14 protein-coding genes are annotated in these 16765 nt (G+C 64.6%); 10 read left to right on the forward strand and 4 right to left on the reverse strand.

Going from position 1 to position 16765, the window contains the following annotated elements:
• Nucleotides 1-34: 34 nt before the first annotated feature.
• A complete protein-coding gene (locus LNV06_RS21900; RefSeq protein ID WP_263540437.1) occupies nucleotides 35-2944 on the reverse strand; it encodes a DUF349 domain-containing protein in 2910 nt (969 codons plus the stop codon).
• 117 nt (nucleotides 2945-3061) lie between these two features.
• Between LNV06_RS21900 and LNV06_RS21905 the strand changes: the two genes are divergently transcribed.
• Nucleotides 3062-3961: a hypothetical protein gene (locus LNV06_RS21905; RefSeq protein ID WP_263540438.1), complete on the forward strand. Its 900-nt coding sequence runs from the start codon at nucleotides 3062-3064 to the stop codon at nucleotides 3959-3961.
• Nucleotides 3958-6255 (forward strand): ATP-dependent DNA helicase, encoded by a 2298-nt coding sequence (locus LNV06_RS21910; protein ID WP_263540439.1) that lies wholly within the window; start codon nucleotides 3958-3960, stop codon nucleotides 6253-6255. Before LNV06_RS21905 ends, LNV06_RS21910 begins: the two co-directional genes overlap by 4 nt.
• A gap of 15 nt (nucleotides 6256-6270) precedes the next feature.
• Here LNV06_RS21910 and LNV06_RS21915 read toward each other — a convergent pair whose 3' ends face one another.
• Together LNV06_RS21915 and LNV06_RS21920 are read right to left on the reverse strand one after the other, a co-directional pair.
• The gene (locus LNV06_RS21915; protein ID WP_263540440.1) at nucleotides 6271-6549 is read right to left on the reverse strand and encodes a protease inhibitor I42 family protein; all 279 of its coding nucleotides are present in this window, start codon (nucleotides 6547-6549) and stop codon (nucleotides 6271-6273) included.
• Nucleotides 6550-6567: 18 nt separating this feature from the next.
• Nucleotides 6568-8256: a DUF8189 domain-containing protein gene (locus LNV06_RS21920; protein WP_263540441.1), complete on the reverse strand. Its 1689-nt coding sequence runs from the start codon at nucleotides 8254-8256 to the stop codon at nucleotides 6568-6570.
• 154 nt (nucleotides 8257-8410) lie between these two features.
• Between LNV06_RS21920 and LNV06_RS21925 the strand changes: the two genes are divergently transcribed.
• The gene (locus LNV06_RS21925) at nucleotides 8411-8695 is read left to right on the forward strand and encodes a hypothetical protein (protein ID WP_263540442.1); all 285 of its coding nucleotides are present in this window, start codon (nucleotides 8411-8413) and stop codon (nucleotides 8693-8695) included.
• 30 nt (nucleotides 8696-8725) lie between these two features.
• Here the strand turns inward: LNV06_RS21925 and LNV06_RS21930 are convergent, their stop codons facing one another.
• A complete protein-coding gene (locus tag LNV06_RS21930) occupies nucleotides 8726-9415 on the reverse strand; it encodes a TetR/AcrR family transcriptional regulator (RefSeq protein ID WP_263540550.1) in 690 nt (229 codons plus the stop codon).
• Between the two features lie 196 nt (nucleotides 9416-9611).
• On the opposite strand from LNV06_RS21930, the gene LNV06_RS21935 reads away from it, so the two are divergent.
• Genes LNV06_RS21935 through bioD form a run of 7 tightly spaced genes read left to right on the forward strand, consistent with a single transcriptional unit; the run spans nucleotide 9612 to nucleotide 16761 of the window.
• Nucleotides 9612-11219, forward strand: coding sequence for a carboxyl transferase domain-containing protein (locus tag LNV06_RS21935; RefSeq protein ID WP_263540443.1), 1608 nt, complete (start codon nucleotides 9612-9614; stop codon nucleotides 11217-11219).
• A 16-nt stretch (nucleotides 11220-11235) separates the two neighbouring features.
• Nucleotides 11236-11784 (forward strand): GNAT family N-acetyltransferase, encoded by a 549-nt coding sequence (locus LNV06_RS21940; RefSeq protein ID WP_263540444.1) that lies wholly within the window; start codon nucleotides 11236-11238, stop codon nucleotides 11782-11784.
• The gene (locus tag LNV06_RS21945; RefSeq protein ID WP_263540445.1) at nucleotides 11781-12659 is read left to right on the forward strand and encodes a dienelactone hydrolase family protein; all 879 of its coding nucleotides are present in this window, start codon (nucleotides 11781-11783) and stop codon (nucleotides 12657-12659) included. The genes LNV06_RS21940 and LNV06_RS21945 overlap by 4 nt, the downstream gene beginning before the upstream one ends.
• Before the next feature lie 9 nt (nucleotides 12660-12668).
• Complete coding sequence (locus tag LNV06_RS21950; RefSeq protein ID WP_263540446.1) at nucleotides 12669-13457, forward strand: enoyl-CoA hydratase/isomerase family protein; 789 nt, start codon at nucleotides 12669-12671, stop codon at nucleotides 13455-13457.
• Between the two features lie 22 nt (nucleotides 13458-13479).
• Entirely contained in the window at nucleotides 13480-14850 is a 1371-nt protein-coding gene (gene bioA / locus LNV06_RS21955) for an adenosylmethionine--8-amino-7-oxononanoate transaminase (protein WP_263540447.1), read from the forward strand.
• Entirely contained in the window at nucleotides 14840-16078 is a 1239-nt protein-coding gene (gene bioF / locus LNV06_RS21960; protein ID WP_263540448.1) for an 8-amino-7-oxononanoate synthase, read from the forward strand. Before bioA ends, bioF begins: the two co-directional genes overlap by 11 nt.
• Complete coding sequence (bioD, locus tag LNV06_RS21965) at nucleotides 16075-16761, forward strand: dethiobiotin synthase (protein ID WP_263540449.1); 687 nt, start codon at nucleotides 16075-16077, stop codon at nucleotides 16759-16761. Before bioF ends, bioD begins: the two co-directional genes overlap by 4 nt.
• The last annotated feature ends 4 nt before the right edge of the window (nucleotides 16762-16765 follow it).

Here is a 16765-nt window from a genome sequence, read left to right on the forward strand (position 1 = left end):
GCAGGACCCGTGGCCTCCGGCGACTGAGCTGTACTCAGACCTTGGCGAGCGCGGTGCCGAGGGCGCCGGCTGGTGCTTCGCGCAGGGCGTTGATCAGGGCTTGCAAGCGCGCGTGCTGCTCGGCGCTGAGCTGGCCTTGGCGCAAGGCGGCAACGAACCAAGCGGCTTGCTGGGCGGGGCCTTGCTCGCTGCTGCCTCGGCCTTCCATTGCATCCTTCAGCGCCTTGAGCTTGAGCTGGCGGCGCGCGGCCATCAGTTCGGGCGAGCTGTCCAGGTCCAATGCGGCTTCGAGTTGCAGCAAGACTTCATCAAAGGCCGCGTCGGCCGGGCCGGATTGGCGTTGGTTCAAGGCCTGCTCCCAAGCAGCGGGCAGGGCGCCGGCTTGTGCCCACTGCGTGGCGAAGCTGGCCTCATCCAGGGCAGCAGGGTTTTGCTCGCGCGACAGGCACAGCGACCACTTCTTGGCCAAGGTCTCGCACTGCGCCTGCCATTGCAGCTGGCTGCGGCCTTGGAGGATCTGCAGCGCTGCTTGATGGGCGGCCTGCAAGCGCGTGTTCAGTGCGGCCTCGGTGGCGCGTGGCAGTTCACCGCCTTGGCGCCAGCCGCGATCCACCTCGGCCAGGGTGCGTCGAATTTCGGCGTCAGGGGTTTCCAGGGTCAGCGCGGTCAGCTGCGCCAACAGTGCTTCATAGCCGGCCACGCTGGCCGAGATGGCTTCGTCGCGGGCATTGAAGGCGGCTTCGCGTTGAGCAAAGACGGCGTCGGTAGCCGTCTTGAAGCGGGCCCACAAGCTGTTTTCTGCGGCGCGGGCCAGCGGCAGGCTGCGTGCTTGCGCTTGCCACTGGGCTTGCAAGTCGCGCACCCGTTGGGTGGCGTCGCGCTGCTGCGGCTGCGCCGCGATGTCGCGGGCCAGAGTCTCGGCGGCGGCAATCAGTTGCTCGCGTTGCGCTTCGGCGCGGGCGCGGGCTTGCTGCAAGGGCTGCTCGATGCGCTCCAGCAAGCTGCGCTGGCGCTGCAGCAAGTCGCTTTGCGCTGCATGCGGCACCGTGTGCTCCACCGGGCCGAGCTGGCGCCAGGCCGTTTGGAACTGGCTCAAGAGGCGCAGCTGCTCTTTCCAATGGGCGCTGGCTTCTTCAGCGGCCAAGGCAGCTGTGGCTTCGCCACTAAGCACCGCTGCGTTTTGCAGTTCGCTGAGCAAGACTTCGCGGGCGGCCAAATTGCTCTCGCGTGCGGCGCGCATCTCGGCCACTTGGGCTGCGATGGGGCGATGGGCGATTTGCAGCGCTGCGTCGAAGCGCGCCCACAGGGCCTGACCGGCGCCGCCGCTGAGGCGCTCGACCTCTTTCCAGCGTTGGCGCAGCGATTGGATGGCTTCGCGGTGGGCTTTCAGGTTCAGCTTGGGGGCTGCCGGGGCAGCGGGTGTTGCTTCGGCGACGTTGTCCGTCGGGTTGCTTGGGCTACTGGTTTGCGCGGCTTCAGTCTCGGCCTTGGGCGCTTCCGCAACTGCTACTGCTTCAGCAGGCTGCGGTGTGGCTTGGGCTAGTTGCTCGGCCTCGGCGACCAGGGCATCAAGCGCGCGGGCGCCGCCCCAGTGTTCCCAGTCGCGCAGGCGCATGCGCTCGGCGTGCAGCGGCTGCAGGCGGCCGCGCAGGGCATCGCTCAAGCTCTTGGCGGCGAAGCTCTCCGTCAGCGTGTCAACGGCTTGCAGCTGGCGCAGCATCTCGCTGCTCAGGCCTTCGCTGGCGGCGGCTTCGGCGGCTTGCAGCAAGACTTCGAGTTGCTGCAACTGCTCTGCGCTGGCATCGGGCAGGCTGGGCCGGCGCTTTTCCTCGGGCTTGCTTTTCTTCTTCTCAGCCTTGGGGGTTGCGGCTTCAGCGGCATCCTGCTTGGCTTGGCCTGCTTGGGTACGCTTCCATGCTGCAAATTGCAGTTGCAGCGCTTGCTCCCAGGCGGCCTGGGCCAAGGCGGGCAGCGCCTGCCATTGCTGAACCGCTTGCTCGAAAGCCTGGCGGGCAGCGTTCACTTCAGGCGGCGTAGCTTCAGTGGCTTCGGCCGCGGCTTCAGATTCGGTCGGTGCGGCGGCGGTCTGAGCGGGCGCTGCGGGCACAGCCGGCAAGGCGCGGCAATGTGCCAGCAAACTCAGCTTGGCCAAGAGCGACTCGGTCTGGCCCAAGGCCGCATCGATGCGCTGGGCGAGCGCTTGGCTTTGGGGCAGCTGGGGCTGGGCTGTCTGCAGCGCCTGCAGGGCGGGGATCAAGCCGTCCAGGGCTTCAACTTGGGCTTCGCTCGCTGCGATCATGCAGCGGGCTTGCCAGTCGCTCAGGGCCTGTTCGGCGTCTTGGCTCCAGCGCTGCAGGGCTTGCTCTTGCTCGCTGCGCTCGCGCAGGCTTTGGTTCAGCGCGGCGCTCAAGCGGCTGAAGGTCTCAATCTGTTCAGGCGCGAGCAGTGCAGCGTCCAGCGCTTGCCATTCGCGGTCCAGACTGATCAGGCGATTGACCGGCAGCTCGGCGTCCGCCTGCAAGGCCTGGGCGCTTGCGATCAGGGCCTGCGCCTGGCTGCGGGCCACTCGCCTTGCCACGGCCGCTTCCAGCTTTTGCTTGGCTAGACGCTGCACCCGGCGGTCGTGTTTGCGGAACTCGCGTTCGGCCTGCTTGAGGCTTTCTTCGCTGCTCAGGGCCTCAATCGCGGCCAGCTTGATGTCCAAGAGGGGCGTGGCCTGGGCCAGGGCCAGCAGCGCCGCTTCGTCGCCGAGTGCGGCTTGCAGACGTGGCGCCCATTGCGACTTGGCATCCTCCACTTCGCGCGCTTTTTGCGCGGACTTTTGAGCTTGCGTTTCTTGCGCGAGCTCGGCAGCCTTGGCTTTTTGCTCTTGGGCGGCAGCGTGTGCAGACGGGGCAGCGGACGCGCTCTTGCGTCCAAATTTCTTGAAGATCCAGCTCAGCATGGGCGTGCGGCCTGGGCCGCGATTCGGTTGGGGGTTGTTCGACTTGGCAAGGCGCTTGCGTCGCGCGGCGCCGCCCGCAGTGTAGGCGGCCACCCATCACTGTAAACTTATACAGGTATGGACTCGTCTCAAACCCTCAGCCCCACACGGGCCCAGCTCTCGCGCCTGATGAAGATCTGGCGCTCTGCGGGCTGGCCCTGTCATGACGGTTTGGAGCTGGATTTGATCGCCGCCGGTTGGGTGGAGCCTGTGTCGGCTGCCACGAGTGGCCTGCACAGCTTAAGACTGAGCACCAGCGGCATTCAAGTTTTGGCTGCGGCCCGGCGCCGCAATCTGCGCGCGGCCAGCGCCCATGATCAATTGGCGGAGCGGGTGGTGCGCAGCCTGCAGCAGAACGGGCGGGTGGTCTGGCGTGAGTTGTCGCTGCGGGCTCAAGTCTCACCAGCAGCAGGGGACACCACCGCTGCCGGGCTTGCCTCTGATGGGCTCGCGCCGCCGGAGTTGCCGGGCTTCTTGGCTGAAGCCTCCGCTGCGCCCGATCCCACGCCTGCGCCTCAAGCCAGCGGCGCTAAAGCGGTCTGGCGCATGGCGCGGCCGGATGTGTTCTCGGTGCGCAATACCTCGGTGCAGGCCTATCTGCAACCGGTGGTGCATGAGGTCAAGGTCAGCCGGGCCGATCTCTTGTCGGACCTGCGCCATGTGGCCAAGCGCGAGTCATATCAGTGGCTGTGCAGCGAGTGCTTTTATGTGTTCCCGGTCGGCATCGCCGAGCCGCAAGAGATTCCCGAGGACTTTGGCATTTGGGTCTTGCACGGTGACGTCGCGGACGGCCGGCTGGAACTGCTGCGCCCGGCCCGGCATCGGTCTTGCGAGCTGCCGTTTGCGGTCTGGATGGCCTTGGCCAAAGCGCATCCGGCGCCAGGCCCGGAGGAGTCGGCGCAAGCGCAGCTGGGCGGCGAGGCGGAAATGCTTTTGCCTGATGTGCCTGATTTGCCTGATCTGCCCGAGCCACTGTGAACGCCAAGCCGCAGTACACAGTCGCGGTGCGGGCGCTGTGCGAGTTCGCCGCCAAGTCGGGCGATCTGGACCTGCGCTTCACACCGGCGCCCAGCAGCCAAGAAGGCATCGCCGGCCATGCGCTGGTGGCGAGCCGGCGCGGCGCCGACTATCGCGCCGAGCTGAGCTTGAGCGGCCAATACCAAGGGCTCTTGGTGCGGGGGCGAGCCGATGGCTACGACCCCGGCCGCAAGCGCTTGGAGGAAGTCAAAACCCATCGCGTCGCGCTCGCCCGCATGCCGGCCAATCACCGCGCCCTGCATTGGGCGCAGCTGAAGGTCTACGGCGCGCTACTGTGCGCCAGCGAGGGCTTGACTGAACTGGACTTGGCGCTGGTGTACTTTGATGTCGTCAGTGAGCAAGAAACGGTGCTTTGCGAGCGGCACAGCGCGGCGGAGCTGCAAATGTTTTTTGAGCAGCTGTGTGAGCGCTTCCAGGGCTGGGCCGAGCGTGAGCTGGATCACCGGGCGGCACGCGACCAAGCCTTGAATACGCTGCGTTTTCCGCATGCCGACTTTCGTCAGGGCCAGCGGCCCTTGGCGGAGTCGGTTTACAAGGCGGCGGTTTCTGGCCGATGTCTCTTGGCGCAAGCTCCCACCGGCATTGGCAAAACCGTGGGCACGATTTTTCCGCTGCTGAAGGCCAGCCCGGGCCAGCGCCTGGACAAGGTGTTTTTCCTGGCGGCCAAGACCTCGGGGCGGGCCATGGCCTTGGAGGCCTTGAACAAAATCTCTCGAGCCGCACCCGAGGCGCCGCCGCTGCGGGTGCTGGAGTTGGTGGCGCGTGACAAGGCTTGCGAACACCCCGACAAAGCCTGCCACGGCGAATCCTGCCCGCTGGCTCAGGGCTTTTATGAGCGATTGCCGGCGGCTCGTTTGGCGGCGGTGTCGCAGCCATCGGGCACGCTGCTGGACAAAGCCGCGCTGCGCGCGCTGGCCTTGCAGCATCAGGTCTGCCCCTATTACCTGAGCCAGGAGCTGGTGCGCTGGGCCGATGTGGTGGTGGGCGACTACAACTACTTTTTTGACCTCAGTGCCATGTTGCACGGCATGAGCCAAGAGGCAGGCTGGCGTGTGGCGCTTTTGGTGGATGAGGCGCACAACCTGGTGGAGCGCGGCCGCAAGATGTACAGCGCCGAGCTGCAGCAAGCCAAGCTGCGCGCCTTGAAGCTGGATGCGCCGGCCGTTCTGAAAAAACCACTCGACAAGCTGCAGCGCACATGGGCAGCCTTGAACAAAGAAGCGGGCGAGGCGCAGCGCGAGTACGCGGTTTTGGAAGCCTTGCCGGCCAAACTGCTGACGGCGCTGCAACTGGCCAGTGCCGCCATCACCGAGTACATGAGCGAGCACCCCACCGAAAGGGATGTGGCCCTGCAAGACTTCTATTTCGAAGCCCTGCACTTCACCCGCTTGGCCGAGCTGTTTGGCCCGCATTCGCTGTGCGACTGGCAGCTCAGCAGCCAGGGCTTGGCCAAGACTTCGTCCACCCTGTGCATCCGCAATGTGCTGCCGGCCGAGTTCCTGAAGCCGCGCCTGCAAGCCGCGCACACCGCCGTCTTGTTCTCGGCCACGCTGCAGCCTTTTGCCTACTTCGCCGACCTCTTGGGCCTGCCCGAGCGCAGCGCCTGGCTGGAAGTGGAGGCGCCCTTCAGTGCCGAACAACTGCAGGTGCGGGTGGCGCAGCAGGTGTCCACCCGCTATCAGCATCGCCGCGCCTCCTTGCCGGCCTTGGTGGCTTTGATGGGGCAGCAGTTTCAGCAGGCCCCGGGCAACTATCTGGCTTTCTTCAGCAGTCACGACTATTTGAACGAAGCGGCGGATTTGTTCGAGCGCGAGTTCCCAGCCATCACGATCTGGCGCCAGCAGCGGCGCATGGCCGAATCGGCCCAGGCCGAGTTTTTGGCTCGCCTGACCGAGAGCAGCCAGGGCATTGGCTTTGTGGTGCTGGGCGGTTCTTTCTCGGAAGGCGTGGACCTGCCGGGCAAGCGTTTGATCGGCGCCTTCATTGCCACCTTGGGGCTGCCGCAGCTGAACCCGGTCAATGAGCAGATTCGGATGCGCTTGGATCAATTATTAGGTCAAGGCTATGACTACGCCTACCTGTATCCGGGCCTGCAAAAAGTGGTGCAGGCCGCAGGTCGGGTGATTCGCACTGTCAGCGACGCTGGCGTGGTGGTCTTGATGGACGACCGCTATGCGCAGCCCGAGATCCAGGCCTTGCTGCCGCGTTGGTGGCGAATAGAGCGTCCGAGTTGAACTGGCGCGACGCGCTCAATACAGATCAATCTCAATGCGGCGGGTTTCGATGGGCTCGCGCTCCCAGCGTCGCTTGTATTGAAACTCCAAAACATAACGGCCAGCCTGCTTGGCCTGGACTTGAAAAACTTGCTGGCCGCCGTCCCCGGGGCTGGGGTCGGCGGCTTGTTCCATGGCGAGTTCGGTCAGCCGCAGGCCCGCCGGCGCGGTCAGCGGTTCCCAAAGATAGCCGGTGCTGGGCGCGGAGCCCAGCTTCAACTCGAAGGGCTTTCCGGCTTCAAACTTCAGGCGCATAGCGGGCGGGCAAAGCGTTCAGGCATACCACTTGTGATACATGGCCGAGTCGGTGCCCTCGACAAAGCAGTCCAGCCGGCCAGCGGCCCAGGAACTGACGCCGACGCCTGAGCTCAGGATGCCGCCCAGGTCTTCTTCGCCGCTCCAACTGCTGCCGTCCCACCATTTGTGCATCATGTGCGAGGTGGCGCCGGCGTAGAACACATCGATGCGGTTGGGCCCCCAGGACTCCGCAGCCGGCTCGGCAGAGACGTAGCCGCCCAGGCTCTCCCAGCCGCTCCAGGCACCGTTCCACCACTTGTGATACAGCTTGCTGTCGGTGCCTTTGACGAAGCAATCGAGCCGGTTGGCGGCCCAGCTGGATACTGCCGGACCCGAGGCCAAGACGCCGCCGAGGTTCTCCCAGCCGCCCCAGTGAGCGCCGTCCCACCACATGTGATACATCGCGGAGTCAAGCCCTCGGCCGAAGATGTCGATGCGATTCGGGCCCCATGAAACCGCGCAAGGCTCGGAGGAGAACTGGCCGCCCAGCGACTCCCACGCGCTCCAGCCGCCCTGGAACCACTTGTGATACATGCGGTGATCCAGGCCCACGGCGAAGATGTCGAGCCGGCCATTGCCCCAGGAGCAGATTGCCGGTGCACCCTGAATGCCGCCGCCCAAGTTCTCCCAGCCCTGCCAGCTGCTGCCGTCCCACCAGCGGTGGTGAACCGCCGAATCGGTGCCGCGTGCCACCACATCGATGCGATTTGCTGCCCAGGAGGTGGCGCTGGGCCGCGAGGTGATGATGCCGCCGAGGTTCTCATAGCCATGCCAACCCACTTGAGGTGGCGGCAAGACCACGCCTTGAGCGGTGGCAAAGGGGTAGGCGTCGAATTTGCATTCGCCGTAGCCAATCTTGAAATAGCCGGCCATGCCAAAACTCTCGGACCAGGAGTTTTTGCAGATCCAGCATTGCTCGGCTTCGGAATAACCAATCACTTCGACGCAGTGGCCGCCCCGATAGACGCCCGAGACATGGTGATAGACCCCGCTGCCATAGGAAAAGAAGTCGTCGTAGACATCAAAGGAGGCCGAGCAGGGGCCGACATTGCTGAGGTAGTTTTTGCGGTCAACGATGCTGCTCAGCAGGCCGTGCGAGTTGATCTTGATGGCCGAGGCTGCGCGGTTCGGGATGGTGCCGGCATGCGGTATCCAATAGTGCGGCTCGGCCGGGCTGCTTTGCGGCGGATTCTCAAAGGCGGCCATATAAGGGAAAAGCGCATCTGGCACCACGCCACGCACCTTGATCTGTTCCAGGCAGTCATTGGCATTCCAGCCACTGCAACTGGCGCCGTGCGAAGAGCCAAAATGGGCATCGGCCTCCGAGAGATTCAGCAACTGCCCTTTCTCGATCGAGGCCATGGACTCCACCAAGGCGGTGCAGCAAAAGGAGACGCATGAGCCGCAGTTCTTTTGATCCTTCACCGAGGTGACGTGATTGCCATTGCGGTTGCGCCAATCGACGGCCGGCGCGAAGGCCGGGGCGGCCTTGCTCTGCACCGCAGGCGCTGCGGCGGCATCGATGTACTCCTTGGTGAAGATCACGCCGAGCAGGGCCATCTTCTGGCTGTCTGTGAGCAGAGATTGCGGGGTTTGTCGGGCCGTCCAGCGAGCCTTGGCTCGGCTCAAGTCTTGGCTGAGGGCGCTGATATCGAGGTTGGGCATTGCATGACTCCCGTGTTGACGATGAGGGGTCGGAGCGAACGCGCATGCCTTGCTTCGAGGTCTACCGCACGGGCTCCGACTCGTTCACACTAGGCGCTGCCGGCAGGGATTGATATGCCGCCCCCCTAGCTTGGCCCCATGTTTCGGAGTCCCTATGGATGCCAATAGTTCTTTCTACCTATGGTTGAGCCGGCACGCGGTCGCTTGCTTCGCGCTGCTGATGCTCAGCTTCATCGTGTTCGGTGCTTTGTCGCTGGACCTGATCCGTTTGTTTGGCGCCAATGCATCTTTCTTGCTTGCGCATGGATGGGCTGCGGTGGTGGAGGGCGGAGTACGTCAGTTTTTAGAGTTAGTGCTCAGCGCCACGCTGGCGATGGCCGCCTATCTTTTGTTCAAGCTCTGCGAGCATGCGCTGGTGCACCGGCTGATGCGGCGCTGAGCTGGGTGGCTCGATTCGTTTGACTGCGGCTCAAAGCCGGGCCATGGCCTCGCTCAGCTCATCACGCAGCCGGCGCAACTTCAGCAGCTCTTGCTCCGGTGCTTGCAGGGCCGGCCAAAGCAGGGCGACCAAGTCGCGTGCGGCGGTGTCGATCTCGATCTGCCGGCCGGCGATGATGACCTCCCACAGCATGTGCTCCATCGGCCCGAAGACCAGGGAGCGCAAAAGGCGCAGCGGGATGTCGCTGCGCACCTCGCCGCTGGCTTGGCCGCGCGCCAGCAAGTCCATCAGCGGCGCGGTGTAGCGGCGCTGCAGTTCGACAAAGGCGTCGCCAAACTCCTGCCCTTTGGTGCGGCCCTCGGACAAGACCAGGGCGCACAAGCCGGTGCCTTGGATCAAGAACAGGCGCAAATGGGTGTGAACCATGAACTCCAGCTGCACCCGCACCGGCGCCTCGCGCGGCAGGCCGGCTTCGATGGCTTCGATGATCTCGTCGTACCAGTCGCCAATGACCCGCATGCACAGCTCGCGCTTGCCGCGAAAGTAGGTGAAGACGGTGGCTTCGGAGATGCCTAGTTGCTTGGCGATCTCGGTGGTGGTGGCGTGTTCATAGCCGCGCTGGGCAAAGACCTCGCGGCTCACCCGCAAGATGTCGCGCACCCGCTGCTCCGCCTTGGCGCCGGCGGGCGCGCGGCGTTGAGTGGCGGGGGAGGACGGCAGGGATGGCGGCTTGGGCGGTGTCACCGGGTGGATTTTGCGCAAAAATTGAGTAAAGCTCAAGTCTGGCTTGCAACATTGTCGCTGCTGGCCTATTCTTCGGCCTTCGCGCGAAGACAGAAGCCGATAAATTGAGTGCGTCGATCAATATGTGAGCCGCACTCATGCAAAATCCGGTGCAGCGATTTTTGGAGACACCATGCCCGCCCTCAGCAGCAAACTGAATGCCCGTTCCGCCGATTTCAAGGCCAACGCAGAGGCCATGCGCGGCCTGCTGGATGACTTGAATAGCCGCTTGGAAAAAATTGCCCAGGGCGGCGGCGAGGCGGCACGCGCCAAGCACACCGCGCGCGGCAAGCTACTGCCACGTGATCGGGTCGAGATGCTGCTGGACCCCGGCACGCCGTTTTTGGAGTTGGCACCGCTGGCGGGCTTGAATTTGTATGACAACGCTGCGCCTGGCGGCGGCATGATCGCGGGCATTGGCCGCGTCTCCGGCGTGGACTGCATGATCGTCTGCAATGACGCCACGGTGAAGGGCGGCACCTACTACCCCATCACCGTCAAAAAGCATCTGCGCGCGCAAGAGATCGCTCAGCAAAACCGCCTGCCCTGTGTGTACTTGGTGGACTCGGGCGGCGCCAATCTGCCCAATCAAGACGATGTGTTCCCGGACCGCGATCACTTCGGCCGCATCTTCTTCAACCAAGCCAATCTGTCCGCTGCCGGCATCCCGCAAATCGCGGTGGTGATGGGCTCTTGCACCGCAGGCGGTGCCTATGTGCCGGCCATGAGCGACGAGACCATCATCGTCAAGAACCAAGGCACCATCTTCCTGGGCGGCCCGCCCTTGGTGAAGGCCGCCACCGGCGAGGTGGTGACGGCGGAAGACCTGGGCGGCGGCGATGTGCACACGCGGCTTTCTGGCGTGGCCGACCATTTGGCGAACAATGACACCCATGCGCTGGCGATTGCCCGCCAATCGGTGGCCGGCTTGAACTGGCGCAAGGACTCGCAGTTGCTGCTGCAAGCGCCGCGCGAGCCTTTGTTCGACGCGAGCGAATTGCACGGCGTGATCCCCACCGATACCCGCAAGCCTTTCGATGTGCGCGAGGTCATCGCCCGCGTGGTGGACGGCTCCGAGTTCGAAGAATTCAAGGCCCGCTACGGCGCCACCCTGGTCTGCGGTTTCGCGCACATCGAAGGCATGCCCGTCGGCATCGTCGCCAACAACGGCATCTTGTTCGCCGAGAGTGCCAACAAGGGCGCGCACTTCATCGAGCTGTGCTGCCAGCGCAAGATCCCCTTGGTCTTCTTGCAGAACATCACCGGTTTCATGGTGGGCCGCAAGTACGAGAACGAGGGCATTGCCCGCGCCGGCGCCAAGATGGTGACGGCCGTGGCCTGTGCCCAGGTGCCCAAGTTCACCATCATCATCGGAGGCAGTTTTGGCGCCGGCAACTACGGCATGTGCGGTCGCGCCTTCAGCCCGCGCTTCTTGTGGATGTGGCCGAATGCGCGCATCTCGGTGATGGGCGGCGAGCAAGCGGCCAGCGTGCTGGCCACCGTCAAGCGTGACGGTATCGAAGGCAAGGGCGGCGCCTGGAGTGCCGAGGAAGAAGAAGCCTTCAAGGCGCCGATCCGCCAGCAGTACGAAGACCAAGGTCACCCCTACTACGCCAGCGCACGGCTGTGGGATGACGGCGTGATCGACCCCGCTGACACCCGCCGCGTCTTGGCCCTGGGCCTGTCGGCCGCCTTGAATGCGCCGATTCCGGACACCAAGTTTGGTGTCTTCCGGATGTGAGTCTGGGTCGAATCTGATGACCGAACTGCGCGCCCTGCGTCCCGAGGATTCGCTCGAGGAACTGACCGATTTGCTGCACGCGGCGTATGCCAGCCTCGGCGTGCAAGGCTGGAACTTCACTGCGGTGGACCAACCGGTGGAATTGACCGCCAAGCGGGTCAGCAGTGGCAACTGCATCGTCGCCGAGGAGGGTGGACGCCTGGTGGGCACGGTGATGGTGCGGCCTTGCTATCGGCCGGAGCGCGATGCCTGGGCGCTGAACACGCCTTGGTACTTGCGGGCTGACACCGCCATCTTGTCGCAGTTCGCGGTGCATCCCGATTGCCAAGGCCAAGGTCTGGGCGAGCGTTTGATGGATGCGGCCGAAGCCTGGGCTTCGAAGCAGGGCTTTGCTCACATCGCCCTGGACACCGCCAAGCCCGCCGTCCATTTGCAGGCCCGCTACGCCAAGCGCGGCTACAACCCAGTGGGCGAGGTGCAATGGGACGGCAAGACTTATTCCAGCGTTCTGATGGTGAAAGACCTCAGCCCCACTGCAGCCTTGCTGGAAGGGGCTGATCGATGAGTCGCGGCTTGCGTTTGGGCTGTATTGCGTGGGTCTTGGCGGGTCTGAGTCTCACGGCTGCCGCGAAGTTGCGCGAGCAGGAGCAAGACCTGCCGGTTCGCGTCAGTGACCGCTTTGGCAAAGTGATCGAGCAGACCATTCGTTTGACGGTGTTCGTCGATGACAGCACGCCGCAGCCGCGGCCGATATTGGTCTTGAACCATGGCCGTGCCACCGAAGCCGAGGCTCGCGCCGCGCTGGGGCGAGCTCGTTTTGTCGAGGCTTCGCGCTGGTTTGCGGCCCGAGGTTTTGCGGTGGCGCTGCCGACACGCGTCGGTTACGGCGTCAGCGGCGGTGAAGACGTGGAAGACAGTGGCGACTGCAGTCGCAAAAACTACCGCCCCACTTTTGACGCCGCGGCCGAACAGGTGCAGGCCACGCTGGCTTGGATGCAAACCCAGCCCGACACCTTGAAGGACCGCAGCGTGGTGATGGGGCAGTCTTTCGGTGGCGCCACCTCGATCGCCGTGGCCGCACGCAACCCTGAGGGTGTGGTGGCGGCCATCAATTTCGCCGGCGGCGGTGGAGGCAATCCCAAGACCCATGCGCAAGAGCCTTGCTCGCCGGTGCTGCTCAGCCGTGTCTTGTCCGCCTATGGCCAAACGGCACGAGTGCCCATGCTCTGGGTCTATACCGAGAACGACCAGTTCTTTGGCCCGCGCTATCCCCGGCAATGGGCCGAGGGCTTCGCGGCTGCTGGCGGCCGTGTGGAATTCAAACAGTTCGGCCCGCATGGCGAAGACGGTCATTTGCTGTTCAGCCGCTTTCCGGCGGTATGGCAGCCGGTGGTGGCCGACTTCTTGCGCCGCCAGGGCTTTACCGATTTCAAGGATTGAGAGGACGTGATGGTGCAAAACAGCAGCTTGAAGATTGAACGCGCGGGCTTTGTCGCCACCGTCACCCTCAATCGCCCTGAAGTGCGCAACGCCTTCAATGAGTCGGTGATTGCCGAGTTGACCGAGGCTTTCAAAACATTGGGGCAAGACCCCAGCTTGCGCTCCATCGTGCTGGCCGCTGAAGGCAAGGCTTTTTGCGCTGGCGCCGATCTCAACTGGATGAAAGCCATGGCCGGCTATTCATGGGATGAGAACCATGCCGACGCCTCGCGCCTGGCCGAGATGCTGTGGACGATCTACAGCTGCCCGGTGCCGGTGATCGCGCGGGTGCAGGGCGATGTCTACGCCGGTGGCGTGGGCCTGGTGTCGGTCTGCGATGTGGTGGTGGCGGTGGATGCGGCGGGCTTTTGCCTGTCGGAGGCCAAGCTGGGCTTGCTGCCCGCCACCATCGGGCCTTATGTGGTGCGCGCGCTGGGCGAGCAGGCCTCGCGCCGCTACTTCGTCACCGCTGAGCGATTCAGTGCCAACGAGGCGCATCGCCTGGGCTTGGTGCATGAGTTGGCTACGGCCGAGACCCTGGACGGCAAGGTGGCGGCGCTGGTGGAGGCCCTCTGCGCCAACGGCCCGGCGGCGGTGCGCGCCTGCAAGCGCCTGGTGCAGGATGTGGCACACGCGACAATCACGCCTTCGCTGCGAGATGACACCGCGCGCCGCATTGCTGACATCCGTGCCAGCGAAGAGGGCCGCGAAGGTGTGCAGAGCTTTTTGAACAAGAGTCGGCCGTCCTGGTTGGCTTGAAGTTTTGATTCGGTCCTTGTCGATGAATTCCAGCAGTACCCAAGCCGATTGGCAGCGCCGCAGCCGCGCCGCCGTTTGGCACCCTTGCACCCAGATGGCACGCGCCGAAGTCGTGCCGCCGCTGCCGATCGCGCGGGGCGCCGGCCCTTGGCTCTATGACTATGAAGGCCGCCGCTACTTCGATGCCAACAGCTCCTGGTGGGTCAATCTGTTTGGCCACGCCGATGCTGGCATCAATGCCGCCATCAAGCAGCAGCTCGACACCTTGCCGCATGTGATGCTGGCTGGCTGCACCCATGCGCCTGCGGTGCGACTGGCCGAGCGCCTGAGTGCGCGCACCGGTGGTGTGGATGGCCATGCTTTGGGTCATGTGTTTTTCGGCAGCGACGGCGCCAGCGCGGTCGAGATCGCGCTGAAGCAGAGCTTCCATAGCTGGCGCAACCTTGGCCGCGCCGAGAAGCGCGAGTTCGTCTGCCTGAAGAACGGTTATCACGGCGAGACCATCGGCGCCTTGGCCGTCACCGACGTCAAGGTCTTCCGCGATGCCTATGACCCGCTCTTGATGCAGGCGCACATCGTCGAGTCGCCCGACGCCCGCCTAGGCAATGAGGTTCAGGCCCTGGCGGCGATGCGCGCGCTGCTGAGCTCGCGCGCCAGCCAGATCGCCGCCGTCATCATCGAGCCGCTGGTGCAAGGCGCCGCCGGCATGGTGATGTACGGCGCTGACTACTTGCGCGGCCTGCGTGCCTTGTGCAACGAGTTCGAAGTGCATCTGATCGTTGATGAGATCGCCATGGGTTGTGGCCGTACCGGCACCTTTTTCGCCTGGGAACATGCCGCGCCCAAGACGAAGTCGGAATGGCCGGACTTCATCACCCTGTCCAAGGGCATCACCGGCGGCACCATGCCGCTGTCCCTGGTGCTGACGACCGAGGCGGTCTATCTAGCCTTCTGGAGCGAAGACGTCACTCGCGGCTTTTTGCATTCGCATTCCTACACCGGCAATGCCCTGGCCTGCGCGGCGGCGAATGCGGTGTTGGACCGATTTGACGCGGGCCAGCTGCAAGCCAATGCAGGCCAAGCCGAATTGTTGAAGGCTGCTTTTGCACCCCTGGCCGCGCACCCCCGCGTGGCGCATCTGCGTCAACTCGGTATGGTCTTGGCCTTTGATGTGATGGAGCCCGGCTTGCGCTTTGCCGAGCGTTTCCATCTGGCGGCGCGCGCGCATGAGCTGCTGATCCGCCCCATCGGCAACACGGTCTACCTGATGCCGCCCTATGTGATCGATGCCGAGTCGGCGGCGTTCTTGTCGCAAGCCGTCACCCGCACGCTCGACGAGGTGCTGGCGCAAGCGCCGGATTCAAGCAGCAAGGATCAACCCCATGTTGCTTGATCACTTGAACGAAAAGTTGCGCGCCATCGAGGCGCAAAGCCTGACCCGCTTTTTGCGTCAGGCCGAGAGCCCGACCGCGCCGCGTCAGCAAGTGCGGGGCGCCGACGGACGCAGCCGCGAGCTGCTGATGTTCTGCTCGAACGACTACCTGGGCCTGGCCGCCGAGCCCAAGATCACCGAGGCCTTGATCGAAGGCGCGATGATTTACGGCGGCGGCTCCGGCGCCTCGCCCTTGGTCAGCGGCCATAGCCGCGCGCATGAGCAGGTGACCGAAACCTTGGCGGCCTGGTTGGCGCCGCACATCCCCGAGGCGCGGGCGCTGGGTTTTTGCACCGGCTATATGGCCAATCTGGCCGTGGTCACCGCCTTGGGCGACGAGGGCGCGGAAATCTTCTCAGAAGCCTGGAACCATGCCTCGCTGATCGACGGCGCTCGCCTGGCTCGCGCTGAGGTGAAGCGTTATGCCCACGCCGATGTGGCAGGCCTGCGAGAGCTGCTTTCGGCCAGCACGGCCAAGATCAAACTGATCGTCACCGATGCGGTCTTCAGCATGGACGGCGATCTGGCGCCGCTGCCGGCTCTGCTGGCGCTGGCCGAAGAATTCGATGCTTGGTTGATCGTTGACGATGCGCACGGCTTTGGCGTCTTGGGCGAGAAGGGTCGCGGTTCGCTGGAGCATTTCGGTCTGCGCAGCGAGCGCCTGATTTTGGTCGGCACCCTGGGCAAGGCCGCCGGTCTGGCCGGGGCCTTTGTGGTGGCCCATGCCACCGTCACCCAGTACCTGCTGCAGGCCGCGCGCAATTACATCTTCTCCACCGCCTCGCCGCCCGCCGTTGAGCATGCGCTGCTGAGCAGCTTTGCCTTGATCGAAGGGGAGCTGGGACAGGCGCGCCGCGCCAATCTGCGCCGCTTGCAAGCCCAGCTGCGCGCAGGCGTTGAAGTGCTTCTGCAGCGGCATCCAAGCCTGGGCTGGCGTTTGCCGCCGTCCGACACGCCGGTGCAGCCGCTCATCATTGGCGGCAATGCCGAGGTCATGGCGCTGGCCGCAAGGCTGGAGTCCGAAGGCATTCGCGTGCCCGGCATCCGCCCGCCCACCGTGCCCAAGGGCGAAGCGCGACTGCGCATCACCTTGTGCGCCACGCACACCGAGGCCGATGTGGCCCAGCTGCTGGCCGCCTTGAGCGCGGCAGCAGCTGAGATGGACCAGAAAGAAAGCGCAAAAGCATGAAGGGCTTTTTCATCACCGGCACCGACACCGAGATCGGCAAGACCTGCGTCACCGCCGGCCTGACCCATGCCTTCACGGCCCTGGGCCTGCGGGCGGCGCCGATCAAGCCGCTGGCGGCCGGACAAGACTTCGTTAATGGCCTCTGGGTCAATGAAGATGTGCAGCAGCTGCATGCGGCGCAAAGCATTGGCATGAGCCCGGAGCAGGTCGGTCCGCTGCAGTTTCGCGCCGCTTGCGCGCCGCATATCGCTGCAGCGCTGGAGGGCAAGACCATTGAGCGCGATCCGTTGCTGGCCGCCATCCGCGCCAGTGCCGCCTTGGGCGAGCTGGCGCTGGTGGAAGGTGTGGGCGGTTTTCGCGTGCCCTTGAATCCGGGCTATGACACAGCTGATTTGGCTGTGGATCTGGCCCTGCCGGTGGTCTTGGTCGTGGGCTTGCGCCTGGGCTGCATCAACCATGCGTTGCTGAGCGCCGAGGCCATCCGTGCCCGGGGCCTGCAGCTGGTGGGCTGGGTGGCCAACCAGGTGGACGCCGACATGCCGCATGTGAAGGACAATCTGGGGGCGCTGGAGGCCGGCCTGGGCGCGCCTTGCTGGGGCCATGTGCCTCGGCTGCCCGTACCCAGCGCAGCGGCCGTGGCCGCCTGTTTGAATCGGGAGCAGTTGCTTGCGCAGCTGGTCTAAACCT

It is taken from the genome of Paucibacter sp. Y2R2-4, assembly GCF_025717535.1.
In the GTDB taxonomy this organism is placed as follows: domain Bacteria; phylum Pseudomonadota; class Gammaproteobacteria; order Burkholderiales; family Burkholderiaceae_C; genus Paucibacter_A.

What these genes read in the sequence shown, in the direction of transcription:
- LNV06_RS21900 (WP_263540437.1), bottom strand. Translation starts at nt 2,944, where the DNA reads ATGCTGAGCTGGATCTTCAAGAAATTTGGACGCAAGAGCGCGTCCGCT.
- LNV06_RS21905 (WP_263540438.1), top strand. Translation starts at nt 3,062, where the DNA reads ATGGACTCGTCTCAAACCCTCAGCCCCACACGGGCCCAGCTCTCGCGC.
- LNV06_RS21915 (WP_263540440.1), bottom strand. Translation starts at nt 6,549, where the DNA reads ATGCGCCTGAAGTTTGAAGCCGGAAAGCCCTTCGAGTTGAAGCTGGGC.
- LNV06_RS21920 (WP_263540441.1), bottom strand. Translation starts at nt 8,256, where the DNA reads ATGCCCAACCTCGATATCAGCGCCCTCAGCCAAGACTTGAGCCGAGCC.
- LNV06_RS21925 (WP_263540442.1), top strand. Translation starts at nt 8,411, where the DNA reads ATGGATGCCAATAGTTCTTTCTACCTATGGTTGAGCCGGCACGCGGTC.
- LNV06_RS21935 (WP_263540443.1), top strand. Translation starts at nt 9,612, where the DNA reads ATGCCCGCCCTCAGCAGCAAACTGAATGCCCGTTCCGCCGATTTCAAG.
- LNV06_RS21940 (WP_263540444.1), top strand. Translation starts at nt 11,236, where the DNA reads ATGACCGAACTGCGCGCCCTGCGTCCCGAGGATTCGCTCGAGGAACTG.
- LNV06_RS21945 (WP_263540445.1), top strand. Translation starts at nt 11,781, where the DNA reads ATGAGTCGCGGCTTGCGTTTGGGCTGTATTGCGTGGGTCTTGGCGGGT.
- LNV06_RS21950 (WP_263540446.1), top strand. Translation starts at nt 12,669, where the DNA reads ATGGTGCAAAACAGCAGCTTGAAGATTGAACGCGCGGGCTTTGTCGCC.
- bioA (WP_263540447.1), top strand. Translation starts at nt 13,480, where the DNA reads ATGAATTCCAGCAGTACCCAAGCCGATTGGCAGCGCCGCAGCCGCGCC.
- bioF (WP_263540448.1), top strand. Translation starts at nt 14,840, where the DNA reads ATGTTGCTTGATCACTTGAACGAAAAGTTGCGCGCCATCGAGGCGCAA.
- bioD (WP_263540449.1), top strand. Translation starts at nt 16,075, where the DNA reads ATGAAGGGCTTTTTCATCACCGGCACCGACACCGAGATCGGCAAGACC.